This is a genomic window from Streptomyces sp. NPDC031365 (assembly GCF_055569765.1).
The window spans coordinates 1-24,279 of record NZ_JBVIIM010000053.1 but is presented as its reverse complement, the minus strand read 5'-3'; the positions used below and the strand labels follow the sequence as shown (position 1 = coordinate 24,279).

At 73.1% G+C, this 24,279-nt stretch carries 20 protein-coding genes; 13 read left to right on the top strand and 7 right to left on the bottom strand.

What is annotated here, in order from left to right; all coding sequences use genetic code 11:
- Positions 1–119 precede the first annotated feature (119 nt).
- Positions 120–614, top strand: coding sequence for a hypothetical protein (locus ACZ5C2_RS37725; RefSeq protein ID WP_468801376.1), 495 nt, complete (start codon positions 120–122; stop codon positions 612–614).
- Positions 615–730: 116 nt separating this feature from the next.
- Complete coding sequence (locus ACZ5C2_RS37720; RefSeq protein ID WP_468801360.1) at positions 731–1,528, top strand: IclR family transcriptional regulator; 798 nt, start codon at positions 731–733, stop codon at positions 1,526–1,528.
- Between the two features lie 21 nt (positions 1,529–1,549).
- On the opposite strand, the gene ACZ5C2_RS37715 is transcribed toward ACZ5C2_RS37720, so the two are convergent.
- From ACZ5C2_RS37715 to ACZ5C2_RS37700, 4 genes are all read right to left on the bottom strand, one after another.
- The gene (locus ACZ5C2_RS37715) at positions 1,550–6,205 is read right to left on the bottom strand and encodes a hypothetical protein (RefSeq protein WP_468801359.1); all 4,656 of its coding nucleotides are present in this window, start codon (positions 6,203–6,205) and stop codon (positions 1,550–1,552) included.
- Positions 6,206–6,239: 34 nt separating this feature from the next.
- Complete coding sequence (locus ACZ5C2_RS37710) at positions 6,240–7,121, bottom strand: hypothetical protein (RefSeq protein WP_468801358.1); 882 nt, start codon at positions 7,119–7,121, stop codon at positions 6,240–6,242.
- Positions 7,122–7,170: 49 nt separating this feature from the next.
- Complete coding sequence (locus tag ACZ5C2_RS37705; protein WP_468801357.1) at positions 7,171–8,697, bottom strand: hypothetical protein; 1,527 nt, start codon at positions 8,695–8,697, stop codon at positions 7,171–7,173.
- A gap of 105 nt (positions 8,698–8,802) precedes the next feature.
- On the bottom strand, positions 8,803–9,507 hold the full coding sequence (locus ACZ5C2_RS37700) for a GntR family transcriptional regulator (RefSeq protein WP_468801356.1): 705 nt from the start codon (positions 9,505–9,507) through the stop codon (positions 8,803–8,805).
- A gap of 133 nt (positions 9,508–9,640) precedes the next feature.
- Here ACZ5C2_RS37700 and ACZ5C2_RS37695 point away from each other — a divergent pair, with 133 nt between their 5' ends.
- Genes ACZ5C2_RS37695 through ACZ5C2_RS37675 form a run of 5 tightly spaced genes read left to right on the top strand, consistent with a single transcriptional unit; the run spans position 9,641 to position 14,092 of the window.
- Complete coding sequence (locus tag ACZ5C2_RS37695; protein WP_468801355.1) at positions 9,641–10,960, top strand: MFS transporter; 1,320 nt, start codon at positions 9,641–9,643, stop codon at positions 10,958–10,960.
- Entirely contained in the window at positions 10,957–11,802 is an 846-nt protein-coding gene (locus ACZ5C2_RS37690; protein WP_468801341.1) for a putative hydro-lyase, read from the top strand. Before ACZ5C2_RS37695 ends, ACZ5C2_RS37690 begins: the two co-directional genes overlap by 4 nt.
- A gap of 39 nt (positions 11,803–11,841) precedes the next feature.
- Positions 11,842–12,600, top strand: coding sequence for a LamB/YcsF family protein (locus ACZ5C2_RS37685; protein ID WP_468801339.1), 759 nt, complete (start codon positions 11,842–11,844; stop codon positions 12,598–12,600).
- Positions 12,597–13,226 carry a 5-oxoprolinase subunit B family protein gene (locus ACZ5C2_RS37680; protein WP_468801337.1) on the top strand — a complete coding sequence of 210 codons (630 nt, stop codon included), beginning with the start codon at positions 12,597–12,599 and terminating at the stop codon, positions 13,224–13,226. Before ACZ5C2_RS37685 ends, ACZ5C2_RS37680 begins: the two co-directional genes overlap by 4 nt.
- Positions 13,223–14,092 (top strand): 5-oxoprolinase subunit C family protein, encoded by an 870-nt coding sequence (locus ACZ5C2_RS37675; protein WP_468801335.1) that lies wholly within the window; start codon positions 13,223–13,225, stop codon positions 14,090–14,092. The genes ACZ5C2_RS37680 and ACZ5C2_RS37675 overlap by 4 nt, the downstream gene beginning before the upstream one ends.
- 532 nt (positions 14,093–14,624) lie before the next feature.
- Here the strand turns inward: ACZ5C2_RS37675 and ACZ5C2_RS37670 are convergent.
- A complete protein-coding gene (locus ACZ5C2_RS37670) occupies positions 14,625–16,043 on the bottom strand; it encodes a HEAT repeat domain-containing protein (RefSeq protein WP_468801333.1) in 1,419 nt (472 codons plus the stop codon).
- A gap of 299 nt (positions 16,044–16,342) precedes the next feature.
- Positions 16,343–16,735: an ankyrin repeat domain-containing protein gene (locus ACZ5C2_RS37665; RefSeq protein WP_468801331.1), complete on the bottom strand. Its 393-nt coding sequence runs from the start codon at positions 16,733–16,735 to the stop codon at positions 16,343–16,345.
- 258 nt (positions 16,736–16,993) lie between these two features.
- On the opposite strand from ACZ5C2_RS37665, the gene ACZ5C2_RS37660 reads away from it, so the two are divergent.
- Complete coding sequence (locus tag ACZ5C2_RS37660) at positions 16,994–17,188, top strand: hypothetical protein (protein WP_468801329.1); 195 nt, start codon at positions 16,994–16,996, stop codon at positions 17,186–17,188.
- A 44-nt stretch (positions 17,189–17,232) separates the two neighbouring features.
- Positions 17,233–18,972 (top strand): P-loop NTPase family protein, encoded by a 1,740-nt coding sequence (locus tag ACZ5C2_RS37655; protein ID WP_468801327.1) that lies wholly within the window; start codon positions 17,233–17,235, stop codon positions 18,970–18,972.
- Positions 18,973–19,040: 68 nt separating this feature from the next.
- Here ACZ5C2_RS37655 and ACZ5C2_RS37650 read toward each other — a convergent pair whose 3' ends face one another.
- Positions 19,041–20,540, bottom strand: coding sequence for an SCO1417 family PLP biosynthesis transcription factor (locus ACZ5C2_RS37650; protein WP_468801325.1), 1,500 nt, complete (start codon positions 20,538–20,540; stop codon positions 19,041–19,043).
- A 105-nt stretch (positions 20,541–20,645) separates the two neighbouring features.
- On the opposite strand from ACZ5C2_RS37650, the gene yczE reads away from it, so the two are divergent.
- The 4 genes from yczE (at position 20,646) to ACZ5C2_RS37630 (ending at position 24,117) form a co-directional block, all read left to right on the top strand.
- A complete protein-coding gene (gene yczE / locus ACZ5C2_RS37645) occupies positions 20,646–21,305 on the top strand; it encodes a membrane protein YczE (RefSeq protein ID WP_468801378.1) in 660 nt (219 codons plus the stop codon).
- Positions 21,302–22,069: a glycerophosphodiester phosphodiesterase gene (locus ACZ5C2_RS37640; RefSeq protein WP_468801323.1), complete on the top strand. Its 768-nt coding sequence runs from the start codon at positions 21,302–21,304 to the stop codon at positions 22,067–22,069. Before yczE ends, ACZ5C2_RS37640 begins: the two co-directional genes overlap by 4 nt.
- 51 nt (positions 22,070–22,120) lie before the next feature.
- A complete protein-coding gene (locus tag ACZ5C2_RS37635; RefSeq protein ID WP_468801321.1) occupies positions 22,121–23,476 on the top strand; it encodes an MFS transporter in 1,356 nt (451 codons plus the stop codon).
- A gap of 266 nt (positions 23,477–23,742) precedes the next feature.
- The gene (locus ACZ5C2_RS37630; protein ID WP_003977404.1) at positions 23,743–24,117 is read left to right on the top strand and encodes an RNA polymerase-binding protein RbpA; all 375 of its coding nucleotides are present in this window, start codon (positions 23,743–23,745) and stop codon (positions 24,115–24,117) included.
- Positions 24,118–24,279: the final 162 nt, after the last annotated feature.

Here is a 24,279-nt window from a genome sequence, read left to right as displayed (position 1 = left end):
CCCCCCCCGCCCCCCCCCCCCCCCCCCCCCCCCCCCCCCCCCCCCCCCCCCCCCCCCCCCCCCCCCCCCCCCCCCCCCCCCCCCCCCCCCCCCCCGCGCCGGCCGACGGGCCGGGCACTGTGGGGGTCGCACACCGGGCGGCGCGGGAGCACCGGGCCGGCGGTGCGGTGCTGGAGGCCCCGAGGGTCAGAGGCATGTCCGGCGGGGCCCGTGAGCAGGGCCCCTACCGGCCACTGTGGGTCGAGGAGCCGGCGCGGCGACGCCGGTTGCCCGACCCGGTGCGGACAGCGGCCGTGCGGGCGGTGATCGTCATCGCGGTGACACTGATTCAGGCCATGGTGGCCTTCCTGTGCACGCTGGCCGCTTCCTGGCTGGCGTTCCCCATGGTCATCAGCAGCGTCGTCAGTACGATCCTGGCCACCTGGGCGGCACTGGACGTGTGGGTGACCCGACAGGTCTGGAACCAGCGCCATGGTGTGGTGTCCATGCCCAGCAGCACGGCACGCGCCCTGCGGCGCGAGCGGCGCCGGACCCGCCGTCAGGAGCGGTCCGGTCAACGCGCACAGGCACGAATACGCCGGCGCGGCGGAGCCGGGCAGCTGTCCCACTCCTGAGACCGCTCGGGTCGCACCGATGCCGTCGCCATGAGGGCTCTCGGTACCCTGTCGTTTCGTACGGTGCGCAGGCAAGCGTCCTGCGCACCTGGCCGACAGAGGGTGAGAGCCTAACGATGACCCGCCCACGGAACGAGTCCGGAGGGGACGGTAAGAGCGCGACGAGTGCCGTTCAGTCCGTGGACCGCGCCGTGAGCGTGCTGGAGGTCCTCGCCCGCCACGGAGAGGCGGGGGTCACGGAGATCGCCGGCGAACTGGGCGTGCACAAGTCGACCGCTTTCCGGCTGCTCGGTGTGCTGGAGAACCGCGGTCTGGTGGCTCAGACCAGGGATCACGGCAAGTACCACCTGGGGGCCGGTGTACTGCGCCTCGCCGGGGCGGCTGCCCTGCGGCTCGACATTTCGCAGGAGGGTGTTCCGGTGTGCCGGGAACTCGCGGACGAACTGGGCGAGACAGTGAACATGGCGGTGCCGGACGAGGACGCGGCCGTCAACATCATGCAGGCCCGCGGCACGGCGTCGGTCACGGCGCAGAACTGGCTCGGTCGGCGCACCCCGCTGCACGCCACTTCCAGCGGCAAGGTGTTACTGGCCCATATGCCGCCCGCCCTGCGTGAAGGCCACCTCACCCGCCCGCTGCACCGGTTCACGGAGCGCACGATCACCGATCCGCCGGTACTGCGCCGTGCGCTGGAGAAGGCGTTCGAGCAGGGATACGCCATGACGCTGGAGGAACTGGAGCTGGGGCTCGCTGCCGTCGCGGCGCCGGTCCGCTCGCACGACGGCTCGGTGATCGCGGCGATCAGTGTCTCGGGTCCGGTGTATCGGCTGACCGCGGAGCGGCTGCCCCGGTTGGGCAGCCGGACGGCGGCAGCGGCGGCCGAGCTGTCCCTGCGTATGGGCTACGGCTTCTGAGCCGCCGGCGCCGAAGCCTGCTCACTCCCTCGCCGGGGCGGGCCGCTTGAACATGCGGGTCGCCGTGATCTCGCTGTGCGTCTCCCCGCCCGGGTCCTGCTGGGGAAGTCCCGGTCGCAGGTGCTCCTCCACACTGATGTACTTCAGGCCTGCCCGCAGGTCGGCGTCATTGCGCAGCCGGATGACCAGCGGGAACTCGGCGAGCGCCGTGGTGTCGAACAGGCCGGTGGTGTACAGCAGCTGGACGCCGAGCGCGTCGGCGACTGCGCGTTGGAGTTCCAGCAGGTAGGTGGCGTTGGCGCGGCCGATGGGGTTGTCCAGGAACAGCGTGCCGGCGTGCCGGTGCTTGTCCCGGCCGCGGTCGTTGGACCGCAGGGCGGCCATCGTGCAGTACAGCGCGATGGCGGCGGTGAGCAGCTGCCCGCCGGAGAACACGTCGCCCATCTGCCCGACGGGCACGCGCTCGGCGCGCAGTACCGCGTCCGGCTTGAGGATCTCGACGGCGACTCCCTTCGGCCGGAGAGCGGCGGCGACCCCGCGCAGCAGCAGGGACATGCCGTCGCGCCGCAGGTCGGAGTTCTTCTTGACCGCCGCCCGGGTCGCCTCGTCGATGACCTCGCCGAGACGTTCGGTGAGGACGGCCTGGTCGGGTTCCTCGAAGCGGATGCGCAGGAACTCCTGCCCGGACCACTCGCCGAGGCCTTCCGGCAGCCGGGAGAGCCGCTGGGCCAAGCGGAGGGTGGCGAGGGCGGACTCGACCAGCCCTCTCAGCCGGTCCACGATCGAGTCACGGTTGCGTTCCAGCTGCTCCAGCTCGTCGGTGAGGACCCGGAGCCGGGGTGCGAAGGCGTCCGCCCACTTCTGGGCGTGCTCGGGCAGCGCGGAGGCGGGCAGCTCTCGGATCTGCTGGCGTGCCGGGGTGCGGACCTGCTCGTAGCGCGTGGAGTTGGCGTGCCGGACGAGGACGTCGCTCGCCTCACGCACGGCGGACTCGGCGGCGGACAGATCGGCGGCACAGCCCCGCAGGGAGCGGCGGGCCTCGGCGGCGGCCTGCCGGGCCTCGTCCGGTCCGCCCGGGTAGGGCTCGGACTGCTCCTGCTCCTCCTCGGGCAGGTGTTCGCGCAGCAGGTCGCGGAGCAGGGCCGCGACCTCGTCGAAGCCGCCGGCCGCGTCCTCGGCGGCGCGGTGCGCGTCGAGGAGTCCGGCGTGCGCCTCCCGGGCCCGGCTCAACGCCTCGTTGCGGGAGGCGAGCTCGGTGGTCGCGGTGCGCAGCAGTGCCTGCGCGTGCTCGGCGTCGCCCGGGACCAGCTCCTCGGGGAGCTCCGTGTGCGCCTCGCCGTCCCCGGGCGCGAGCCGCTCGGTCTCGCCCCTCAGCCGCCCGAGCTGTTCGCTCGCGCCGGACATCCGGGTCTCCAGGAGCTGGACCAGCTCCTCGGCGCGGGCGGCGGCGGCCTGCCGGCTGGGCCCGTCCGAGCCGTCGGGCGACTGGAGCGACTGCTCCGCGCGGTTGCGGACCTTGTTGCTGAGCCGGTCCAGTTCCGCGCGGGCGGCGCTCTCGTCGCTCTCCGCGCGGGCCTGTTCGGCGCGCAGGTCGGCGCCGACGCCGACCTTCTCGTACACCTGGGAAGCGGCCCGGTAGGCCTCGCGCAGGGCGGGCAGGGATGCCCCGGTCGCGTGTGTGCCGTCCTCGGGTACGTCGTCGTCGGGGGCGCCCGCGGTCTCGGCGCGCTCGGCACGCAGCGCGCGGGCCGTGCGCCGGGCGTCGTCGGCGGCGCGCTGGGCGCCGCGCCGGTCCTCGTCGGCGGCGCGCGCTCGTTCCAGGCAGGTCTGGGCGCGTGCCTCCGCCTCGGTCGCGTCGTCGGCCAGCTCACGGAGTCTGACCTGCCAGCCGGCCCGTTCGCGCAGCCGGAAGGCGAGCCCCGCCAGAGCGTCGGCCGCGCGCCGGGCCTTCTGCGCGGCTTCCTGCCGCTCGTCACGGACCCGGGTGGCCTCGACGGCGGCTTCCTCGGCCTCCGCCCGCGCGGTGCGCGCCTCGGCCAGCTCGGCCTCGGCCTCCTCGGCGAACGCCCGCGCCTCGTGCGCCGTGCCGGCCAGCTCCGTGAGCCGCCCGGCCGGGCACCCGGTGCGCCAGGAGGTGAGCCGGGCGGCCAGTTCCCGGTCCTTGCCGAGCCGGGCGGCGAGGGCCCGGATCTCCTCGTCCCGCTCCGTCGCCCGGGCGCGCAGCGTCTGTCGCTCCTCGTCCGCGGCGTGCTCGTCGTGCATGGCCGGGTTCGGCGGTACGAGGAAGACGTCACCGGTTTCCGCGCCGGGCGCCGGCGCAGGGGCGAGCAGGGCCGCGGCCGTGCCGACGGCGACGGCGGACCGGGGCAGCAGGGCGGCGTCGCTCAGCGCGTCGCGGGCGCGGAGGTGGGAGTCGGGGTCGGTGATGACGACGCCGTCGACGAGTTCGGGGCGGGCCGCCAGCACGCGCGCGTGGTCGGCCGGGTCGACGGCCTGGGCGAGGTAGCGCCACCCCGGGAGCGCCGGAATGCCCTGCTCACCGAGGAACTCCACCGTGGCCAGTACGTCCGGACCGGGCGGGAGCAGTCCGCCGTCGCCGAGGGCACCGAGGATCCGGGCGTCGTCCGCGGCTGCGGTGCGCAGGTCGAACAGCTGACGTTCGGCGGAGGAGACGGCGTCGTCGAGCAGTTCGCGCAGCTCGTCGGCGAAGCGGTCGAGTTCCCCGGCCGTCAGGGCGGTGCCCTCGGAGGGGGAATTCCCCGCCTCGCAATCACCTGCGGCGCGGTCGCTGTCCGTGCGTTGTCCCGGCACGGCCCGCCGCCCGGCGGATGCTCCCGGCAGGCTCAGCAGTTCCGCCAGCCGTTGCTCGGCGGCGAGGGTCTCGGCGGTGCGGCGCTCGCTCTCGTGGGCGCGCTCGGCCGCCGTGGCCGCGTCGGCCGCGCGGGCCGCGGTGAGTTCCGCGCGGCTTTCGGCGGCGGCCGTCTCCCGTGCGTGCTCGGTGGTCCGGCGGGATGCCTCGCGGGCGGAGTCCCAGGCGGCGACCGCCGTCTTCTCGGCGTCGCTGGCCGCGAGGGCGGCCCTGGCGGGGTCGGCGTCGGGGGCGCTGTCGTCGAGCCAGCCGGCGCGTACGGCCTCGGCGGTCTCCTGCTCGACCTCGTTGAGCCGCTGGCGCAGGTGCCCGATCTCGCTGCGGGCCCGCTGTGCCTCGGTGGCGGCGGCGGTGGAGTCGCGGTAGGCGCCGTCGCTGACCTCCTGGAGGGCGGCCGAGCGTTCCTCCTCCTCGTTGGCGAGGCTCTCGGCGTTCCGCGCGGCCGCGTGCAGGGCGCGGGCCAGGTCGACGGCGGCCTTGGCGCGTGCGGCCAGCGCGGGCGCCGCGTCCCGCTCGGCTTCCTGGATCGCGGCGGACACCCTCGCCACCCGGTCGGCTGCGGCGCGGTGGCGCAGCACCACCTCGGCGGCCTGCCAGGCCGCGTACAGGGTCCGCGCGTCGGCGAGTTCGCGCTTCTGCGCGGCGGCGGACTTCTCCGCGGCGGCGAGCGCCAGCGAGGCGTGCCGGTAGGCGAGTTCGGCGGAGATCAGCGCGCTGTGCTCGCGCGCCGACTCGGCATGGGTGACGGCGTACGCGGCGGCGGTGACCCGCCCCGCCAGGTCCGTGGCGCGGACGCGTTCCTGGGCGCCGCGTGCGGAGAGCCGGCGGGCCAGGGTGCGGGTGCGGCGCTCGGCGGCGGTGTGGATCTCCCGCAGGCGGGCACGGGCCTCGGCGGCCTCGACGATCCGGCCCAGCAGGTCGGCGGACCCGGCGGTGAAGTCGCGCTCGGCGATCAGTTCGGCGCGCCGGCCCAGCTTGTTGCCGAAGCCGCTGACCAGGTCGGCGAGTCCGTCGGTGTCGCGGGTGTCGGTGACGGCGCGCAGGAGCAGGTCCGTGAAGTCGGAGTCCTTCTTGACCGCGAAGAGGCCGGCTGCCTCGCCCTCGTCGGCGTTCATCTCCCGCTGATAGCGGAAGAGTTCGGGGTCCAGTCCCAGCTCGCCGAGGTGTTCGGTCCAGCGTTCGTGGATCTCCTCCCAGTGCACCTCGAGGTGGGGGTAGGTCTTGCCCGCCTCCGTGAGGGCGTCCCGGAAGCCCTTCATGGTGCGGCGCCGCCCGCGCGCGCCCGACTGGCCCTCGGCGGGCTGCCGTACGGCCGTGGACTCGGCGACGGGCAAGTTGTCCAGGCTGAGTCCGGGGCCGGGACGCAGGGAGTACCAGGCCTCGGCGAACTTTCGTGGGTCGCCCGAGACCTGACGGCCCCGCCACTCGCTGACCTTGCCGACGACGACGCACTCTCCGGTCTGCACGTGCTGCCACTCGAGCACCACATGGCCGCAGTCGTCGGCGAGCAGGAACTTGCGCAGCACGCCGGAGCTGGCGCCGCCGAGGGTGTTGCGGTGGCCCGGGAGCATCACGGAGAAGATCAGCTTCAGCAGGACGGACTTGCCGCCGCCGTTCTCCAGGAAGAGCACACCGGCGGGTGCGGGCCGGCGCGGCGGGCCGACGGGCTCCTCCTCGAAGAACTCCGCCTGCGTCGGCGCGGGATCCGGTACGGCGGCGCCGACACCGCGCAGGTCGAGCACGGTGTCGGCGTAGCGCGCACCGGCCGGCCCGATGGAGTAGAGGCGGACCCGGGACAGCTCGTACATGGCGGACTCTCGTGAGGCTTCGTGAGGCGGGGGTTCAGGCGGAGTGGAACGGCAGGCCGGCGTCGGCCACCAGCTCCAGGTCGTCGGCGTCCTCGGGCGGCAGCAGGGTGGGGGTGCCGTCGGTGACGGGGACGACGCCCAGCTCCAGCAGTTCGGCCAGGGCGGCGCTGCCCGCCATGTCGCGGACCTGGAGCTGGTAGCGGGCCGTGGTGCGGTAGGTGCCGCCGCTGTCGTCGCCGGTGCGCTGGAGGAAGCCGGAGTCGGTGAGGAAGGTGACGGCCTTGGCGACAATGCCGGTGGTGGAGCCCGCGAGCCGGCGCGCGTCCTTGGTGGCGCCGGCGGCGCTGCGTCTGGCCCAGATCCGCCAGGCGGCCTCCAGTCCGGGGGCGTCGCTGGCCGGGTCGGTGTTCTCGCCCTGTTCGGCGGCCCGCTCCTCCAGACGGTGGCAGGCCTGCCGGACGAAGGCGTCGACGCCGTTGACCGTGACACGGCCGATGTAGCCGTCGTCGGCGAGGTCTTCGGGGCGGGGGAATGCCATGGCGGCGACGGCGAGATGGGCGAGTCCGTGGAGGAACCGGTCGCCTCCGTCGGCGGAGGTGCGGCGCGCGTAGTCGCTCATGCGGACGGCGAAGACGGAGTCCTCGGCGGCGGTGACGGCCATGCCGGCGCGCGGCGACACCTCCAGCACGATCAGTCCGAGGCCGGTGGCCACGGCGTCGGCGAGGCGCGCGAACGGCGGGTCCTCGCGGTAGCGGCGCAGGAGGTCGGCGTACTCCTGGTCGCGGGCGGGCTGGAGCTTGGGCTGGAGTCCGAAGGCGACGAGCCGCGCGGCGTCGGCGGCATCGGCGGGCGTGACGGCGGCGCTCGCCGGCTCGGCCGCGGCCTCCGGCTCACTCCACTCGACATGCTCGGTCACGGGCGGGACTCCTTGCTCTGGGAAACCTCGGTACGGACTGTGCGCTCGGTCATGCCGCCTCTGTCCGGTCCGCGGCCATGCCCGTCGCGTCCAGCAGGGCCGTGCCGACGATGAGGTCGGCGCCGCCGAACTCCGGGTCGTCGAGCTCGGTGCCGTCGTCCACGGCGAACAGCAGCTTCCGTTCGCCCTGACGGTAGGCGGTGCCGACCGGAGGGCTGGCGGCGTGGATGGCCAGGAGGGCGACCAGGTAGGGCAGTTCGGGGTCCCGGCGGCGGGCGTCGGCGAGCAGGCCGGAAAGCCGGCGCGGCGCGTCGGCCGGCAGGTCCAGGAGTTCCGTGGCGGCCGCCAGCTGCTCCTCGCTGAAGCGGCTGTCGTCGGGGGTGGCGATCAGGTCCGGTTCCGGCATCTCGGCGCCGAGGTGCTCCCTCTCCACGGGCGGCGTCAGCAGTATCTCGACGAGATCGGCGACCCGGACGGACACCGGGGTGCGCAGCCCGGTGCCGTGGGCGAAGAAGGCGTCGGTGACCCGGGAGGCGCGCTCCACGGGCAGCGGGAGCAGGGGCGCCAGGAGGTGGCCGTAGAGGTCGGTGCCGGATGTCGACGTGGACGTGGCGAAGGCCTGCCGGTCCTGCTCGGCGCGGAACAGCGGGCCGGCCTCCAGCAGCCGGGACTGCAGCTGGGTGTGGCGCCGGATGCAGTCCTTGACGATGTCCACCAGCTCGGCGGCCCGGCGCTTGTGCTCGGGGTCCTCGGACTCGTCGCGGGCCTTGCGGATGTTGGTGAGGATCGCGTTCTCGTGGCGGTAGCGGTCCGCCACGTGGTCGAGGGCCTCGGTGATCATGTCGGGCACGGTGCTCAGCCAGTCCACCGCGCGGACGTTGCGGCGGGTGGCTTCCAGGGCCCGGCGCAGGGTCTCGGAGTACTGGACGGTCCGGTAGCGGGCCTGTTCGGCGGCGAGTTGGGCGTCGGCGAGCCGGCCCCGGCTGATCAGGACCTCCAGCTTCACCTCGGCGGCGATCTGCGCGCTGGTGACATCGGTGTCCAGGGCGCCGACCAGGACGTTGACGGCCTCGTCGGTGGTCCGCAGGTACACCGTTCCGCCGGGTCCGGGGACCTCTTCGATCAGCTTGAAGTCGTAGTCGCGGCGGACGTAGGTGCCGTCCGCTCCGAACACGCCGTATACCGCGCGGAAGCCGCGGTCGACGCTGCCGACGTTGATCAGGTTCTCCAGGACCCAGCGGGCCACCCTCTCGTGCTCGGCGGCCGGGCGGCGCGGGGCCTGGGCGGCGAGGCGCGGGATGAGCCGGGCCACTATCTGGTCGTGATCGGCACCCGTGTCGAAGTCCATGTTCAGCGTGACCAGGTCGATGGCGGCGAGGGCGATCTCCGCCATGCCATACACCGAGTACTCACCGGCCAGGTTGGCCTTGCGCGCGTCCAGGTCGTGCAGCGGCGCGGTGCAGGCGAGCGCGCGCAGCCGCCGCGCCAGTCCCTCGTCGGCGGCCGGGCCCGGCGCGGGCCGCGGCCCCGCGCTGAGCTGGGGCGGAACGCTGTCCGTCGATGCAGGCGAAGTCACGGTGCACAGACTAGGTCCTCGGTCTGACAAGGACCCAAACGAGGCAGATGGGCGTCGGCGTCACGGTTGTCACACCGCCGCCGGGCATCCGGTCGCGGGCCTGGTTCAGCCGCCCTGCCCGTCGTCCCCCACCCGGCGCCGGTACACCTCCACCACCCGTTCGAGTGAGGCGTCGAGGTAGGCCGCGAGCAGTCGCCCGGCCTCCTCCCGGTCACCGGCCCGAAGAGCTTCGAGAATCGCGGTATTTCGCACGATGTACGGTTCGTGCAGTTCCTTGGGCTCGTCCACCGCGTGGAAGGCGAGCCGGAGTTCGGCGAAGACGCTGCGCATCAGCTCGTCCGTGCGCTCACTGGCGGCGAGCGCCACCAGTTCCCGGTGGAAGTGGATATTGGCCGTGCCCACGGCTTTCCAGTCACCTTCGCGCGCGAGCCGGTGCCCCTGTTCCACCACCTCCGTGAGCGCGCCGAGCGGGTAGGGCGGGTCACCGAGACCGCGCACGACGGCACACTCGACGAGCCGGCGGGTGCGGTAGATGTCCTCGACGTCCTCGACGGTCAGCACCCGGACGAACACGCCCCGGTTCAGCTCGTGGACGAGCAGCCGTTCGTGCGTGAGCAGCCGGAACGCCTCGCGCAGCGTGTTGCGGGAGACCCCGAGCGCACCCCCGATGCTGTCCTCCGACAGCCGGGTCCCGGGCGGGAAGTACCCCTCGGCGATCCGGCTTCTGAGGATGTCCGCGACCCGCTCGGCGGTGCTGGTGCGGCCCAGCAGGGCGCGATCGTCGGCCAGTCCGCTCAGCTGCTCCGTCATGCCCGAATTCAATCGCACGCGAGAGAACGAGACAACACCACTATTGAAGGATCGTTCAACGATCCTCTACCTTGCTACGCACGGCACGGCTCACCACTTCCAGCACCCTCCGTCCTCTCCCTGCGAGGTGCCCATGAGCGCGACCCCACCACCGAAGGCACTGACCGACGAACCACGCCCCGCATCGCCCGAACTCACGAACGATGACGGGGCGTTGGGCTGGCTGCGCGCGCTGGGGCCGCGCGGCCGACGCGCCTTCGGCGGCGCCTTCGGCGGATATGCCCTGGACTCGTACGACTACTTCACGCTGCCGCTGACCATGGTCGCGCTGGCGGCGTACTTCGGTCTCGACAGCGGTCAGACCGGGCTGCTGACGACCGTCACCCTGGTGGTCTCCGCGGTCGGCGGCGCCCTCGCGGGCGTACTGGCGGACCGGGTCGGACGGGTGAAGGCGCTGCTGCTGACGGTCATCACGTACGCGGTGTTCACCGTGGCCTGCGGCTTCGCGCCCAACTACGAGACACTGCTGGTGTTCCGGGCGCTCCAGGGCCTCGGCTTCGGCGGCGAGTGGGCGGTCGGCGCGATCCTGGTCGCCGAGTACGCGAGTGCCAGGCACCGGGGCCGCACCCTCGGCGCGGTCCAGAGCTCCTGGGCCGTGGGCTGGGCGCTGGCCGTGATCGTGTACACGGTGATCTTCTCGCTGGCCGACGACGGCCTCGCCTGGCGGGTGATGTTCTGGACCGGCGCGCTGCCGGCCCTGCTCGTCGTGTGGGTACGGCGCAGTGTGCGGGACGCGCCCCAGGCGGCCGCCGCGCGGGAGAGGAGCGCCCGCAGGGGCTCGTTCACGGCGATCTTCCAGCCGGACCGGCCGGGAACGACGGGTCTGCTGCGCACCACGCTGTTCGCCGTACTGCTCTCCACCGGCGTCCAGGGCGGCTACTACACCCTCGCCACCTGGGTGCCGACGTACCTGAAGACGGAGCGCGGCCTCTCGGTCGTCGGCACCGGCGGCTATCTGACGTTCTTGATCTCGGGTGCCTTCATCGGCTATCTGACCGGCGGATACCTCACCGACCGGCTGGGCCGCCGGCGCAACATCTGGCTGTTCGCCCTGCTGTCCGCGGTCTGCATCCTGGCGTACACGAACATCCCGAGCGGCGCCAACACCCTGGTCCTGGTGCTCGGCTTCCCGCTGGGGTTCTGCATGTCGGCCATCTTCAGCGGCTTCGGCTCCTATCTGAGCGAGCTGTACCCGACAGCGGTGCGCGGTACGGGACAGGGCTTCACGTACAACACCGGGCGCGCCGTGGGCGCCGTCTTCCCCACGACGGTCGGCTTCCTGGCCGACAGCTGGGGCGTGGGCGGGGCACTGGTCTTCGGCGCGATCGGTTACGGCCTCGCGGCGCTGGCACTGCTGGGGCTGCCGGAGACGCGCGGGAAGGAACTGGAGTGAAGCGGACCGACGACCGTACGCCGACCGTCACGGGCGACCTCCCTGTGACCCTCGTCGACGAGCACGCGCACACGTGGAGCCCGCGCGCGGCGCGCGCCCGCTTCCGGGAGGGACTGGCAGGTCCCACGGCCGGCGTGGCCGCGGGGCACACACAGGCCAACCTGATCTCGGTACCCGCCGACTGGGCGTACGACATGATGCTCTTCTGCCAGCGCAACCCCAAGCCCTGCCCGGTCCTGGACGTCACCGACGCGGGGTCCGTGACCACCGTCCTCGCCGCGGGCGCCGACCTGCGCACCGACCTGCCGCGCTATCGGGTGTGGGAGCACGGCGCACTGGTGGACGAGCCGACGGACGTACGGGCGCACTGGCGGGGTGATCTGGTGTCGTTCCTGATCGGCTGCAGTTTCACCTTCGAGTGGGCCCTGACGGCGGCAGGGGTCCCGGTCCGGCATCTGGAGCAGGGACGCAACGTTCCCATGTATGTCACGAGTTGGCAGTGCCGTCCGGCAGGGCGGCTGCGCGGGCCGATGGTGGTGTCCATGCGGCCGGTGCCGCCCGCGCGGCTGTCCGCGGCGATCCGGGAGAGCAGTCTGCTGCCCGCGGTGCACGGCGGTCCCGTGCACTGCGGCGACCCCGCGGCGCTGGGAATCGACGACCTCGGCCGTCCGGACTTCGGCGACCCCGTGGACTTCGAGCCGGACGACATCCCGGTGTTCTGGGCGTGCGGGGTGACCCCGCAGGCCGCGGTCATGGCCTCCCGGCCACCGTTCGCCCTCACGCACGCACCGGGGCAGATGTTCCTCAGCGACGCCCGGGACGAGCAGTTCCGCGTGGCGTGACGGACGTGCGCGGAACCAATCAGGAGAAACGAAGAATCCATGACCTCGATCGATCTGAACGCCGATCTCGGCGAGGGTTTCGGCCGCTGGCACCTCACCGACGACGAGCGGCTGCTGTCCGTCGTCACCAGCGCCAATGTGGCCTGCGGCTTCCACGCCGGGGATGCGGCCACCATGCGCCGGGTGTGCGAGCTCGCGGCCGAACGGGGGGTGCGGATCGGCGCCCAGGTCTCCTACCGGGACCTCGCGGGTTTCGGGCGGCGCGCGATGGATGTGCCGCCCGCCGAACTGGCGGCCGAAGTGGCCTACCAGATCGGCGCCCTGGAAGTGTTCGCCCGCGCGGCGGGCTGCCGCGTGGCCTACGTCAAACCGCACGGGGCGCTCTACAACCGGGTCGTACGCGACGAGGAACAGGCCCGCGCGGTTGTCGACGGGGTGGTCCTCGCGGACCCCGCGCTGCCGGTACTCGGCCTGCCCGGCTCCCGTCTGCTGGAACTGGCCGGGAAGGCGGGTCTGCCGGTGGTGACGGAGGCGTTCGCCGACCGGGCGTACACGGACGAGGGCACGCTGGTGCCCCGCCCTCAGGAGGGCGCCGTGGTCACCGACCCGGAGAGCGTCGTGGCGCGGGCGGTGGGTCTGGCCCGCCACGCGGAGGTCTCCGCACGGTCGGGGCGGCGCATCGAGGTGCGGGCGCGTTCCCTGTGCCTGCACGGCGACACGCCCGGCTCGGTGGATCTGGCACGGCGGGTGCGTGCGGCGTTGGAGACCTCGGGAGTACGGGTGGAGGCGTTCGCATGAGGGTGCTGCCCGTCGGCGAGCACGCCCTGCTCGTCGAGGTCTCCTCCGGGGACGAGGCACAGGCCCTCCACGCGGAGTTGCTGCGGCGCCGCGCGGAGGGCTCGCTGCCGGCCGGCGAGATCGTCCCCGCGGCGCGTACGGTGCTGCTCGACGGCCTGTCCGAACCCGCCCGGCTGGCTGCCGAACTGAACGCCCTCGATCTGTCGCCCGTGCCCCCGCGCGCGACGGAGACGGTCCAGATCCCGGTGCGGTACGACGGACCGGATCTGGCCGATGTCGCCGCGCACTGGGGCGTCCCCGCGCGGGAGGTGGCCCGGGTCCACGCGGGCACCGAATTCCGGGTCGCATTCTGCGGATTCGCTCCCGGATTCGGCTACCTCACCGGGCTGCCCGCACGCTACGACGTGCCCCGCCGACCGACTCCGCGCACGGCCGTCCCGGCCGGCTCGGTGGCGCTGGCGGGGTCCTACACGGGCGTCTATCCGCGCTCCTCACCGGGTGGTTGGCAGCTGATCGGCTCGACCGACCTCGTGCTGTGGGATCACGCGCGGGTGCCGGCGGCGCTGCTCTCCCCCGGCACGCGCGTGCGTTTCGTCCCGGTGACGGCGACGGAGCCAGCGGCATGACGGACCGTGCGCTCGCCGTCGTACGGGCCGGAGCCCTGACCACGGTGCAGGACCGGGGCCGCCCCGGCCACGCCCACCTGGGCGTCCCCCGCTCCGGGGCGCTGGACGGGCCGGCGGCGACGCTCGCGAACCGGCTGGCGGGCAACGCGCCGGACGCCGCCGTCCTGGAGACGACCCTGGGCGGCTGCTCCGTACGCCCCCGTTCGACGGTCACGGTGGCGGTCACCGGAGCCGCCTGCCCGGTGACCTTGGACGGCCGCCCGGTCGCCTGGGGCGCGCCGGTACGCGTGCGTGCCGGGTCCGTACTGGACGTCGGGTCCGCGGTGTCCGGGGTGCGCGCCTATGTGGCCGTGTCCGGTGGCATCGCCGTCGAACCGGTACTCGGCAGCCGCTCCACGGACCTGCTCTCGGGCCTCGGCCCGGCCCCCCTCACGGACGGCGCCGTGCTCCCCCTCGGGCCTCCGCGGGAGGGTCACGCGCGGGTGGACGTCGCCCCGCAGCCGGGGCCCCCCGCCGAGCTCCTGCTGCGCGTCACCCTGGGTCCGCGCGACGACTGGTTCACCCCCGAAGCGGTACGGCTCCTCACCTCGCGCACGTATGTGGTGTCGTCTGCGAGCAACCGCATCGGGCTGCGCACGACCGGACCGGCCCTGCGACGGGCGAGGGGGGAGGAACTCCCCAGCGAGGGCGTGGTGCTGGGCGCGGTCCAGGTACCGCCCGACGGCACGCCGGTGGTCTTCCTGGCCGATCACCCGACCACCGGGGGCTACCCGGTGGTCGCGGTGGTCCGCCCCAGCGACCTCCCGGCCGCCGCACAGGCACCCCCCGGAACCCCGGTCCGCTTCATCGCCGTGCGACGCGGCTGACAGCGGCGGCAGCAGGCCGCTCTCCGAGGGGCAGCAGCCGTCACAGCGCGCACGCCGGGCCGACGGCCGGTGCAGGGCCCGGGTCCGGCCGACGTCGGGCCGGTGTCCGGCGGTCAGTGCCGGGCCGGTGTCCGCTGCCGGAGGTCGGTCCTGGGCTCGCCGACAGGTGCCCCAGTCCCGGACCCGGGTCCGGCCCGGCCGCCGACGTCGGGCCGGTGTCCGGCGGTCAGTGCCGGGCCGGTGTCCGCTGCCGGAGGTCGGTCCTGGGCTCGCCGACAGGTGCCCCAGTCCCGGACCCGGGTCCGGCCGCCGGCGTCGGGCCGGTGTCCGCTGCCCGGTGCCGCACCGGTGTCCGGTGATCGCGGTAGCGAGGAGGGGACCGCGGGCGGGGTGCCAGGGGCGCGGGAGGAGCGGGCGGGGAAAGGGGACACGGCCGGCGGCGCTGCGTTCCTCACCCGCGCAAAACCGACGGCATCCGCACACATCCGGCCCGCGGTCCGTCCGCCGCTCGTGCCGGGCGGGCGCCGACGGGTCACACGGCAGTCTCCTCGGGACCGATCCGGCTGCGTACGGCGGTCTGGACCTCGGCCTCCTCGGCCGGGTCGGCGGCGAGCCGGCGCAGGCGGTCGACGACCCGGGTGTCACCGGTCTCGGCGTGCCGGGCGGCGATCTCGCGCGTGGTCTCCTCACAGTCCCACAAGCACTCGACGGCGAAGCCGGTGCCGAAGGAGGGGTCGGTCGCGGCGAGGGCGCGGGCGGCCCTGCCCCGCAGATGGGAGGAGGCGGTCTCACGGTAGACGTGGCGGAGCACGGGGGCGGCGCAGACGATGCCGAGCCGTCCGGCTCCGTCCACGAGGGTCCACAGGGTGGGAGCGTCGGGGCCCTCGCCCCGTACGGCCTCGCGGAGCGCCGCGAGAACCAGGTCACGGTCCTGGAGGCCGCCCCGGCAGGCAAGAACCCGGCCGGCGGCGGCGCCGAGCGGGTCGGGCCGGTGGGCCCAGCCGCGCGCCCGGTCGACGGCGGCGAGACTGCGCATGCGTTCGAAGGCATCGACGGCGGCCTCCACGACGGGCGTGGAGCCGGTGGCCACGGCGCGCTCGATCAGCGCCGGCGCATCGGGATCGTGGCTGTCGGCGAGGTAGCGCAGGGCGGTGCACCGGGCTCCCTCGGTGCCGTCCTCGGCGGCCCGGACGATTTCGGGCCGGTCCTCGGGACCCGCCACGGCGGAGAGACAGCGGGCGGCCGGGACGTGGAGCGCGGAGCCGCGTTCCACGCCTTGCTCGGCCCATTCGAACACCGCCTGCACGCTCCAGCCGGGGCGGGGCCCGGCGGGGCGCATCTGCCGCTGCCAGCGGTCGAAGGAACCGGTCTCCTGGGCGGCGCGCACGCGCGTGGCGATGGACGGGCGGGGATCGTCGGCCCACAGCCGCCACGGCCGTGGCTCGAAGGCGTCGCGGACGGTGGCGGCCAGCTCCGCCTCACCCTCGGCGTCGGCGGCGAACCGCGCGAGAACCGGAACGGCCAGGGCACGCAGGCCGGCATCGTCGTCCCGAAGGGCCAGCTCGTCCAGGGCCCAGGCCCAGTTGGTGCCGTGGGCGGCGTACCTGCGCAACAGGCCGAGGGCGTCCAGCCTGCCGTAGGAAGCGAGGTGCCCGAGGACGGCGAGGGCGAGTCCGGTGCGTGACTCGTCGGTGTCGAGGACGTCCTCGGGGTCGAAGAGGTGGGCCTCGATCGCCTCCAGTTCACCGTGCAGATCGAGGTAGAGGCGGGCGTAGTAGAGGGAGCGGTTCTCCACCTGCCAGTCGTGGCGGGGGTCGCGCAGCACACACTGGTTCAGCGCCGCGAGCGCTTCGGCCCGCGGAGCGGTGAGCGCGTGCAGCGTGCCGTCGCCGCGGCCCCGCTGGAGCAGGCCGAGCAGCGTACCGCTGGGCGCTATGACCGGATCGAACATGGGAAACAGCCTCACATCAAGCGTCGACGCAACCGGGGAAGTGCATTACCTGGCCGCGTGACAACACGTCGGGGCGCCCGCCGTTTCCTGCCTGCTGTAGACCATCTCTCTCTGCCTCTCGTCTGTGGCCCATGCGGACCGCGTCACGGCCCGCGCGGTGCGGCAACACCTGCCCAGCCATCGCGTCCGTGAATCACGTCGTCATGATGACCCGGCGGTCACATCTACCGCGACCGAAATTTCGGCGGTCCTGTACCGCCTCCCCGTTTTCCGTGTCGTCGCTGGTCGGAGCGTGCCGCTCAGTGCTCGCCGAACCGCTCGAGCAGTTCCGTACGACCGAACATCGTGGCCGTGCCGACGGCCGAAGGGATGCCGGCGGACGGGTCGGCGCCACCCTTCAGCAAGGCTTCGATCACCTCGGTCTCGCCCTTGAAGACCGCCCCCGCGAGTGGAGTCTGGCCCCGGTCATTGACGCGGTCGGCCTCGGCACCGCGCTCCAGGAGTGCGCGCACCGCCTCGGCGTGGCCGTGGTAGGCGGCGAGCATCACGAGCGAGTCGCCCCGGTCGTTGGTGAGGTCGGCCGGGACGCCCGCGTCGACGTAGGCCACGAGCTCCTCGGTCCGGCCGCGCCGGGCCAGGTCGAAGATCTTGGTCGCCAGCTCCACGACCTCGGGGTCGGGGGCTTCAGTCATCGCCGGACCGCCTCTCACTGCACATCACACGTCGGGGACAGGGCGTACGTCTGCGAGCGGTGCAGAGCCGTACGGGTGAATCGCCAGCGTACTGGCTCGCGCGACACATGACCCGGTACGCCCGGGGCAATGATCACGACCGACCCGACCGAGGGAAATCAACGCGAATCCACCCAGTTGCACCTTTTATCGTATAGACACATTCTGTGATCCTGGAAGTACTCATGGTGACTGTCCCCGCGAACCAGGAGAACTCACATGATCGTCTCTATTTCCTGCGTGGTGCTGCTCGGCATCGTCGTCTTCGTCTTCTTCCGCAAGGACGGACTCAAGGTGTCGCACGCCCTGGTGGCGATGCTGTTCGGCTTCTATCTGGCCAGCACCGCCATCGCGCCCAGTATCAAGGCGGGCGGCGAAAGCCTGGCCGGTCTCCTGGGCGGGTTCAAGTTCTGATCCGCCCCGCCACGCCCACCCGTACGCACCCTCTGGAGACCGCAGTGGCCCGGCACCCCCTCCCCCGCATTCTGAGCCACGGCAGCGCACAGCTCGCCCGGAGCCGGGAGCTGGCCAGGACAGCGGCCGACAGCGCCTCGGACGTCCTCCACCCGCTGATCACCATCACGCGCGGTCTGCGCCGGCTGGCCTCGGCCGGGCGGCGCAGGTGGGCCGACACGCCCAAGGACAGGCGCGGCGCGCTGCTCTTCCTGACGGCATCGGTCGTGCTGGCCGTGGCGCTCGCGCCGTACGGTCCACTGCTCGCCGTCATCACCCTGATGGCGGCGGCGGCCTGGCAGGGCCGGGACCGTACGCCCTCCGTGCCCAAAGGGCCCGACGCGTCGCAGATCCAGCGCCTGAAGTCGCTCTACGAGGCGCTGGTGCCCTACTTCTCCACCGCCGAGGATCCCGAACCGCTCTACACCCACGGCGGTGACTGGGGAAAGGCCTTCTCCGAGTACGAGTTCGACGGCACCGGCCGCTTGACGCACCTGGTGATCGGCTACCCCGCCTACTTCACCGACGGCGAACCGGAGTCCCGGACGCGGATCGAGCATCTGCTCAGCGTCAAATCGGGACGCGGCCGCGAGTACCACTTCGTCTGGGACGAGGAAGGCAACCAGCTCACCGTGCGCGTCCTGGCGCCCCTGCCCACGGACATCGCCGCGCAGCCCTTCGTCACGGCCCCCGGAGAGACGGTTCTCGGCTTCACCGACCCCATCCGGGTCCAGCGGACGCTGCCGCTCACCCACGGCGCTCACGGCGAGGAGCTACGCGACGTTCCCCCCGTCGTCTGGCGCACCGGCATCCGCTCCACCGAGCCACATCTGCTCGCCGCCGGCCAGCCGGGCAGCGGCACCTCGACACTGCTGCGCTCCATTGCCCTGCAGGCCCTCCACCACGGCGACGTGGTGATCGTCGACGGTGGCGGCACCGGCGAATACGCCTGTCTCACCGGCCGGGACGGCGTGCTCGCCGTCGAGTGCGGGCTGACGGGCGCGCTGACCAGCCTCGAGTGGGCCGCGCACGAGACGGAACGCCGCCTGATCGCCGCCAACCGTGCGCACCAGGCGGGCGATCCGCCGCCGGAGGACACCAGGCGGCCCCTGTGGCTCCTGCTCGACCGGCCGACCGCGTTCACGCACCTGGCCGCCGCGGACGGCCGCACGGATCCGCAGTCCCTCCTCCAGGTCCCGCTGCGGCACGGCCGCCCGGCGAACGTCACCGTGGTCGTCGCCGAGCAGCTCGAGGGCCTGGAAGCTCTCGTCGAGCCGGTACGGCAACACACGCGCGCGCGTGTCGTCCTCGGCCCTGCGACCGCACAGCAGTTGGAGTCCGTCCTGGGGGCACCCCCGCACACCACGCCCGTCGACCAGGTCCCGCCGGGGCGCGGCTACGCCCGTCTGGGCGCGGGGCCGGTGCACCGCCTGCAGGTCCCGGCGACACCGGACCCGTACGACGACGCGACCAGCGACACCCACCGGCAGGCGGTCCTCGACCTGCTGCCGCCCCGGACGACACCGGCGGACGACGAGGAGCCGGAACGTCCGGAGCCGGAGGCGGCGGAAGCGGCGGAAGCGGCGGTGGCACTCACGGAGTCCGTACGCCTGGAGAAGGTGACGGCGGAGAGGGTGCCCGCAGGTGCCGTAGCCGCGGAGTCGCCGACGGAGAAGGCGGACGCCGGCACCGTCGCCGCGAAGCCGGCGGCGGAGGAGACGGCTGTCGCGGAGTCGTCCTCCTAGCGCACCGGGAGAGGCACAACTCTGCCCGCAGCCGGTCGGGCATCCGTGCCTGGTGAACGCGGTCCTGGCTAAGCCACGAAGGTGCGGGGGGCGTCCGTGCCGGTCGTCCCGCCGGACTCAACGATGCGGGCCGCCGCTGCGAGGCGTACCGCCGCTTCCTCGGCCACGGCGCCGCCCACCGTGAACGGCAACCGTACGTAGCCCTCGAACGCCCCGTCGACACCGAAGCGCGGTCCGGACGGCACGCGTACGCCGACCCGCTCCCCCGCCTCCGCGAGCCGCGAGCCCGAGAGACCGCCGGTGCGCACCCAGAGCGTGAGCCCGCCCCGCGGCACCTCGAACTCCCAGTCGGGCAGTTCCCGTCGTACCGCGCTCACCAGCTCGTCCCGGTTCTGCCGGGCCTGGGCTCGCCGCACCTCCACCGCCTGCTCCCATCCGCCGGTGCCGAACAGCCAGTTCACGGCCAGCTGTTCCAGTACGGGTGTGCCCAGATCGGCGTACGCACGTGCGGCGACCAGGCTGCGGATCACATCGGGGGCCGCGCGGACCCAGCCGATGCGCATCCCGGCCCAGAAGGCCTTGCTCGCCGAGCCGACCGTGATCACCGTGGACCCCGCCGGGTCGAACGCGCACACCGCGCGCGGCATCTCCACGTCCGTGTCGAGCCACAGCTCGCTCATCGTCTCGTCGGCAACCAGCACCGTCCCCGCCGAGCGCGCGGCGTCCACCAGTCGGCGCCGCTGGTCCTCACCGGCGAGCGCGCCGGTCGGATTGTGGAAGTCGGCGACGACGTACGCGATCCGGGGGGCCGCCTCGCGCAGCACCTGGCGCCAGCGATCCATGTCCCAGCCGGTGAGGCCCTCGGCCATGGCGACCGGGACGAGCCGGGCGCCGGCCTCGCGCATCAGCTGGAGGATGTTGGCGTAGGACGGCGACTCCACGGCGATGCGTTCGCCGCGTCCGCCGAAAAGGTGGCAGATGGCGTCGATGGCGCCCATCGCGCCGGTCGTCACCATGATCTGCTCGGGCATGGTGGGGATGCCCCGGACGGTGTAGCGCTCCGCGATCATCGACCGCAGCACGGGCAGCCCGGCGGGATAGTCGCCGTGCGTGTGCGCGTACGGCGGAAGCTCCTCCAGCGCGCCCTGGACGGCCCGGGTGAGCCATGGCTCCGGAGCGGGCAGCGCGGCGCAACCGAGGTCGATCATCGAGCCGAGGGCCTCGGGCGGCAGCGGTTCCAGTCCCCGCGCGGGGACCGGGTTGCCTGCCGGGACCGCGGTCCAGCTGCCCGCGCCGCGACGTGACTCCAGAAAGCCCTCTGAGCGCAGCGCCTCGTAGGCGGCGGCGACGGTCGTGCGGCTGACCGACAGGGCGAGCGCCAGTTCCCGCTCGGCGGGCAGCCGCGCGGCAACCGGTACACGGCCTTCGAGCACCAGCAGACGGATGCCGTCGGCGAGGGCGCGGTAGGCGGGCGGACGGCGGGTGCCGGGTCCGGCCGGACGGTCCTGCTGGGAGGTGAGCAGCCGGGCGAGTTGCGCCGCCCCCACCGCCGAGGTCCACTGCGCCATCGGAATCGGTCCACCTTCCCCGGATTGGCCATGGATGATGTGACCACCCAAGCCACAGGGTGTCATGCGTCGGTCCACTTCCACCACAGGGGGCACGTCTTGGCCATGTACTCGTCCGGGGCCGGGCATCTCACACGTCGGCTGTTCCAGCTGTACGCCGGACTGGTCCTGTACGGGGCGAGTTCGGCGCTGCTGGTGCGGTCGGGACTCGGTCTCGAGCCGTGGAACGTGCTGCACCAGGGGCTGTCCGAGCGGACCGGGCTGTCGATGGGCGTGGTGCTGACCATCGTGGGCGCGGCGGTACTGCTGCTGTGGATCCCGCTGCGGCAGCGGCCGGGGCTGGGCACGATCTCCAACGTGCTGGTGATCGGCGCGGCGATGGACGCGGCACTGGCCGTGGTGCCGGACGGGCACGCCATGGCCGTACGCGTGCCGCTGATGGCGGCGGGGGTCGTGCTGAACGCGGCGGCCACCGGGCTGTACATCGCGGCGCGCTTCGGCCCGGGGCCGCGCGACGGGCTGATGACGGGACTGCACCAGCGCACGGGGGTGTCGGTCCGGCTGGTCCGCACGGCCATCGAGATCACGGTGGTGGTCACCGGCTTCGTCCTCGGCGGCACCGTGGGTGTCGGCACCCTGCTGTACGCGGTGACGATCGGCCCGCTGGCCCAGATGTTCCTGCGGGTCTTCGCCGTCCCCCCGGCATCCGACGGCAGCCAGGTCGTTGCCACCGGTCGACCGCGGCGCGCCATACTGCGTCCGTGAACCCGCGGATACGCCACCCCTACCTCGACCATCCCGGCCCGATCGCCTTCGCCCACCGGGGCGGGGCGGCGGACGGCCTGGAGAACACCGTGCGGCAGTTCCGGCGCGCCGTCGGGGCGGGATACCGGTACATCGAGACCGATGTCCACGCGACGCTCGACGGTCGGCTCGTCGCCTTCCACGACACCACCCTCGACCGGGTGACGGACGGTGAGGGCCGGATCGCCGACCTGCCCTGGCGCGACGTGGAGCACGCGCGCGTGGCGGGCGCGGAACCGGTCCCCCTGTTCGAGGAACTCCTGGAGACCTTCCCCGAGGTGCACTGGAACGTCGACGTGAAGGCCGAACCGGCCCTGCTGCCGCTGCTGGACCTGATCAAACGCACCGGCTCCTGGGACCGGGTCTGCCTCGGCTCGTTCTCCGAGGCCCGCGCGGTGCGTGCCCAGCGGCTGGCCGGCCCGCGGCTGGCCACGTCGTACGGCACCCGGGGCGTGCTGAATCTGCGGCTGCGCTCCTGGGGGCTGCCGGCCGCGGTGCGCCGGTCGGCCGTCGCCGCGCAGGTTCCCGAGGAGCAGTCGGGCATCCGGGTGGTGGACCACCGCTTCGTGCAGGCCGCCCACGCGCACGGGCTCCAGGTGCATGTGTGGACCGTCAACGAACCCGAGCGGATGCACCGGCTCCTGGACCTCGGAGTCGATGGCATCATGACCGATCACATCGACATACTGCGCAAGGTCATGGAGGACCGCGGCATCTGGGTCTGAGACCCCCGCGCCCCGTCGCCTGAGCGCGTTCACGGGGAAGCGAGGGCACGGGTGGACACCGACACCGTGCGGACACCGGCGGGGGACGAGGCCGCCGGCCGGCGGCGGGAGCAGCGCGGCTGGTACTTCTACGACTGGGCCTGCTCCGTGTACTCCACGAGCGTGGTCACCGTGTTCCTCGGCCCCTACCTGACCTCGGTCGCGGAGGCGGCGGCGGACGCGGACGGGTTCGTCCACCCACTGGGCATACCCGTACGCGCGGGATCGTTCTTCGCGTACACCATCTCCCTCTCGGTGGTCCTGGCCGTCCTGGTGATGCCGCTGGTGGGTGCCGCCGCGGACCGCACGGGCCGTAAGAAGCCCCTGCTCGCGGCCGCCGCGTACACCGGGGCCGCGGCGACGACCGGCATGTTCTTCCTGGACGGCGACCGCTATCTGCTCGGCGGTCTGCTGCTGGTCGTCGCGAACGCGGCACAGGCCGTGGCGATGATGCTCTACAACTCCTATCTGCCGCAGATCGCTCCGCCCGAGGAACGCGACGCGGTCTCCTCGCGCGGATGGGCCTTCGGATACGCGGCCGGTGCCCTGGTCCTCGTCCTGAATCTCGTCCTCTACACCGGTCACGACAGCTTCGGTGTCTCCGAGGGCATGGCGGTGCGCATCTGTCTGGCGTCGGCCGGTCTGTGGTGGGGCGCCTTCGCACTGGTGCCGCTGCGCCGGCTGCGCGACCGCCGCGCTCCCGCGCGGGAGGCGGGCAAGGGCGCCCTGCCGGGCTTCCGGCAGCTCGCGGCGACCCTCCGCGATATGCGCCGGCATCCGCTGACACTCGCCTTCCTGCTGGCGTACCTGGTCTACAACGACGGCATCCAGACGGTGATCACCCAGGCCTCGGTGTACGGCTCGAAGGAACTGGGGCTCGGTCAGTCGACCCTCATCGTGGCCGTGCTGCTGGTCCAGGTGCTGGCTGTGGCGGGCGCGCTGGCGCTGGGCCGGCTGGCCCGGCGGTACGGGGCGAAGCGCGCGATCCTCGGCTCGCTGGTCGCCTGGACCCTGACCCTGGCCGCCGGGTACTTCCTGCCCGCCGGGGCGCCGGTGTGGTTCTTCGTGCTGGCCTCCGGTATCGGCCTGGTCCTCGGCGGCAGCCAGGCGCTGTCCCGCTCGCTCTTCTCCCACCTGGTCCCGCCCGGCAAGGAGGCCGAGTACTTCTCTGCGTACGAGGTCAGCGACCGCGGGATGAGCTGGCTCGGGCCGCTGCTGTTCGGGCTCACCTATCAGCTCACCGGCAGCTACCGGGACGCGATCATCTCGCTGGTGGGCTTCTTCGTCCTGGGATTCGTGCTGCTCGCGCGGGTGCCGGTGCGGCGGGCGATCGCCGACGCGGGCAACCCGGTTCCCGAGCGGATTTAGCACTCGGCACGAAAGGGCTGTAGTGTACGCGTTTGGCCTGCCAGGCGTACCGTTACTGCGCGTCAAAGATGCCGAAACGCTGTGTCACATCTGCTAGCAGATGTGACAAACCGGGCGTCGGTGGGTACGGCAATGGTTGACAAGGCTGCGGCTACGACGGCGACGCAGGACCCGGAACGGGAATCTTTACCGCCGACCGGACGTTGACCGGATGACGACGACAGCGACACCTGTCCTGTGGGCGACAAGCCCGGGAGGCACGATTCATGAGTGAGCGAGCTCTTCGCGGCACGCGCCTCGTGGTGACCAGCTACGAGACGGACCGCGGCATCGACCTGGCTCCCCGCCAGGCCGTGGAGTACGCATGCGAGAAGGGACATCGTTTCGAGATGCCCTTCTCGGTCGAGGCGGAGATCCCGCCGGAGTGGGAGTGCAAGGTCTGCGGTGCCCAGGCACTCCTGGTGGACGGCGACGGCCCCGAGGAGAAGAAGGCCAAGCCCGCGCGTACGCATTGGGACATGTTGATGGAGCGGCGCACCCGAGAGGAACTCGAAGAGGTCCTCGAGGAGCGTCTCGCCGTTCTGCGCTCCGGTGCGATGAACATCGCGGTTCATCCCCGGGACAGCCGAAAGTCGGCTTGATCCCGGAGGGGATCTGGGACGGAAGTACTCTCGCGCAGCGGGACAGGACCGGGGGGGGGGGGGGGGGGGGGGGGGGGTGGGGGGGGGGGTGGGGGGGGCGGGGGGGGGGGGGGGGTGGGGGATCGGCAGTGCGGGGGACGGCCAGGGTGGCCTCCGTACCGC

Coding starts and splice junctions, on each gene's coding strand:
- ACZ5C2_RS37675 (WP_468801335.1), top strand. CDS start 13,223: ATGACGGACCGTGCGCTCGCCGTCGTACGGGCCGGAGCCCTGACCACG.
- ACZ5C2_RS37695 (WP_468801355.1), top strand. CDS start 9,641: ATGAGCGCGACCCCACCACCGAAGGCACTGACCGACGAACCACGCCCC.
- ACZ5C2_RS37680 (WP_468801337.1), top strand. CDS start 12,597: ATGAGGGTGCTGCCCGTCGGCGAGCACGCCCTGCTCGTCGAGGTCTCC.
- ACZ5C2_RS37670 (WP_468801333.1), bottom strand. CDS start 16,043: ATGTTCGATCCGGTCATAGCGCCCAGCGGTACGCTGCTCGGCCTGCTC.
- ACZ5C2_RS37720 (WP_468801360.1), top strand. CDS start 731: ATGACCCGCCCACGGAACGAGTCCGGAGGGGACGGTAAGAGCGCGACG.
- ACZ5C2_RS37685 (WP_468801339.1), top strand. CDS start 11,842: ATGACCTCGATCGATCTGAACGCCGATCTCGGCGAGGGTTTCGGCCGC.
- ACZ5C2_RS37660 (WP_468801329.1), top strand. CDS start 16,994: ATGATCGTCTCTATTTCCTGCGTGGTGCTGCTCGGCATCGTCGTCTTC.
- ACZ5C2_RS37665 (WP_468801331.1), bottom strand. CDS start 16,735: ATGACTGAAGCCCCCGACCCCGAGGTCGTGGAGCTGGCGACCAAGATC.
- yczE (WP_468801378.1), top strand. CDS start 20,646: ATGTACTCGTCCGGGGCCGGGCATCTCACACGTCGGCTGTTCCAGCTG.
- ACZ5C2_RS37630 (WP_003977404.1), top strand. CDS start 23,743: ATGAGTGAGCGAGCTCTTCGCGGCACGCGCCTCGTGGTGACCAGCTAC.
- ACZ5C2_RS37650 (WP_468801325.1), bottom strand. CDS start 20,540: ATGGCGCAGTGGACCTCGGCGGTGGGGGCGGCGCAACTCGCCCGGCTG.
- ACZ5C2_RS37715 (WP_468801359.1), bottom strand. CDS start 6,205: ATGTACGAGCTGTCCCGGGTCCGCCTCTACTCCATCGGGCCGGCCGGT.
- ACZ5C2_RS37700 (WP_468801356.1), bottom strand. CDS start 9,507: ATGACGGAGCAGCTGAGCGGACTGGCCGACGATCGCGCCCTGCTGGGC.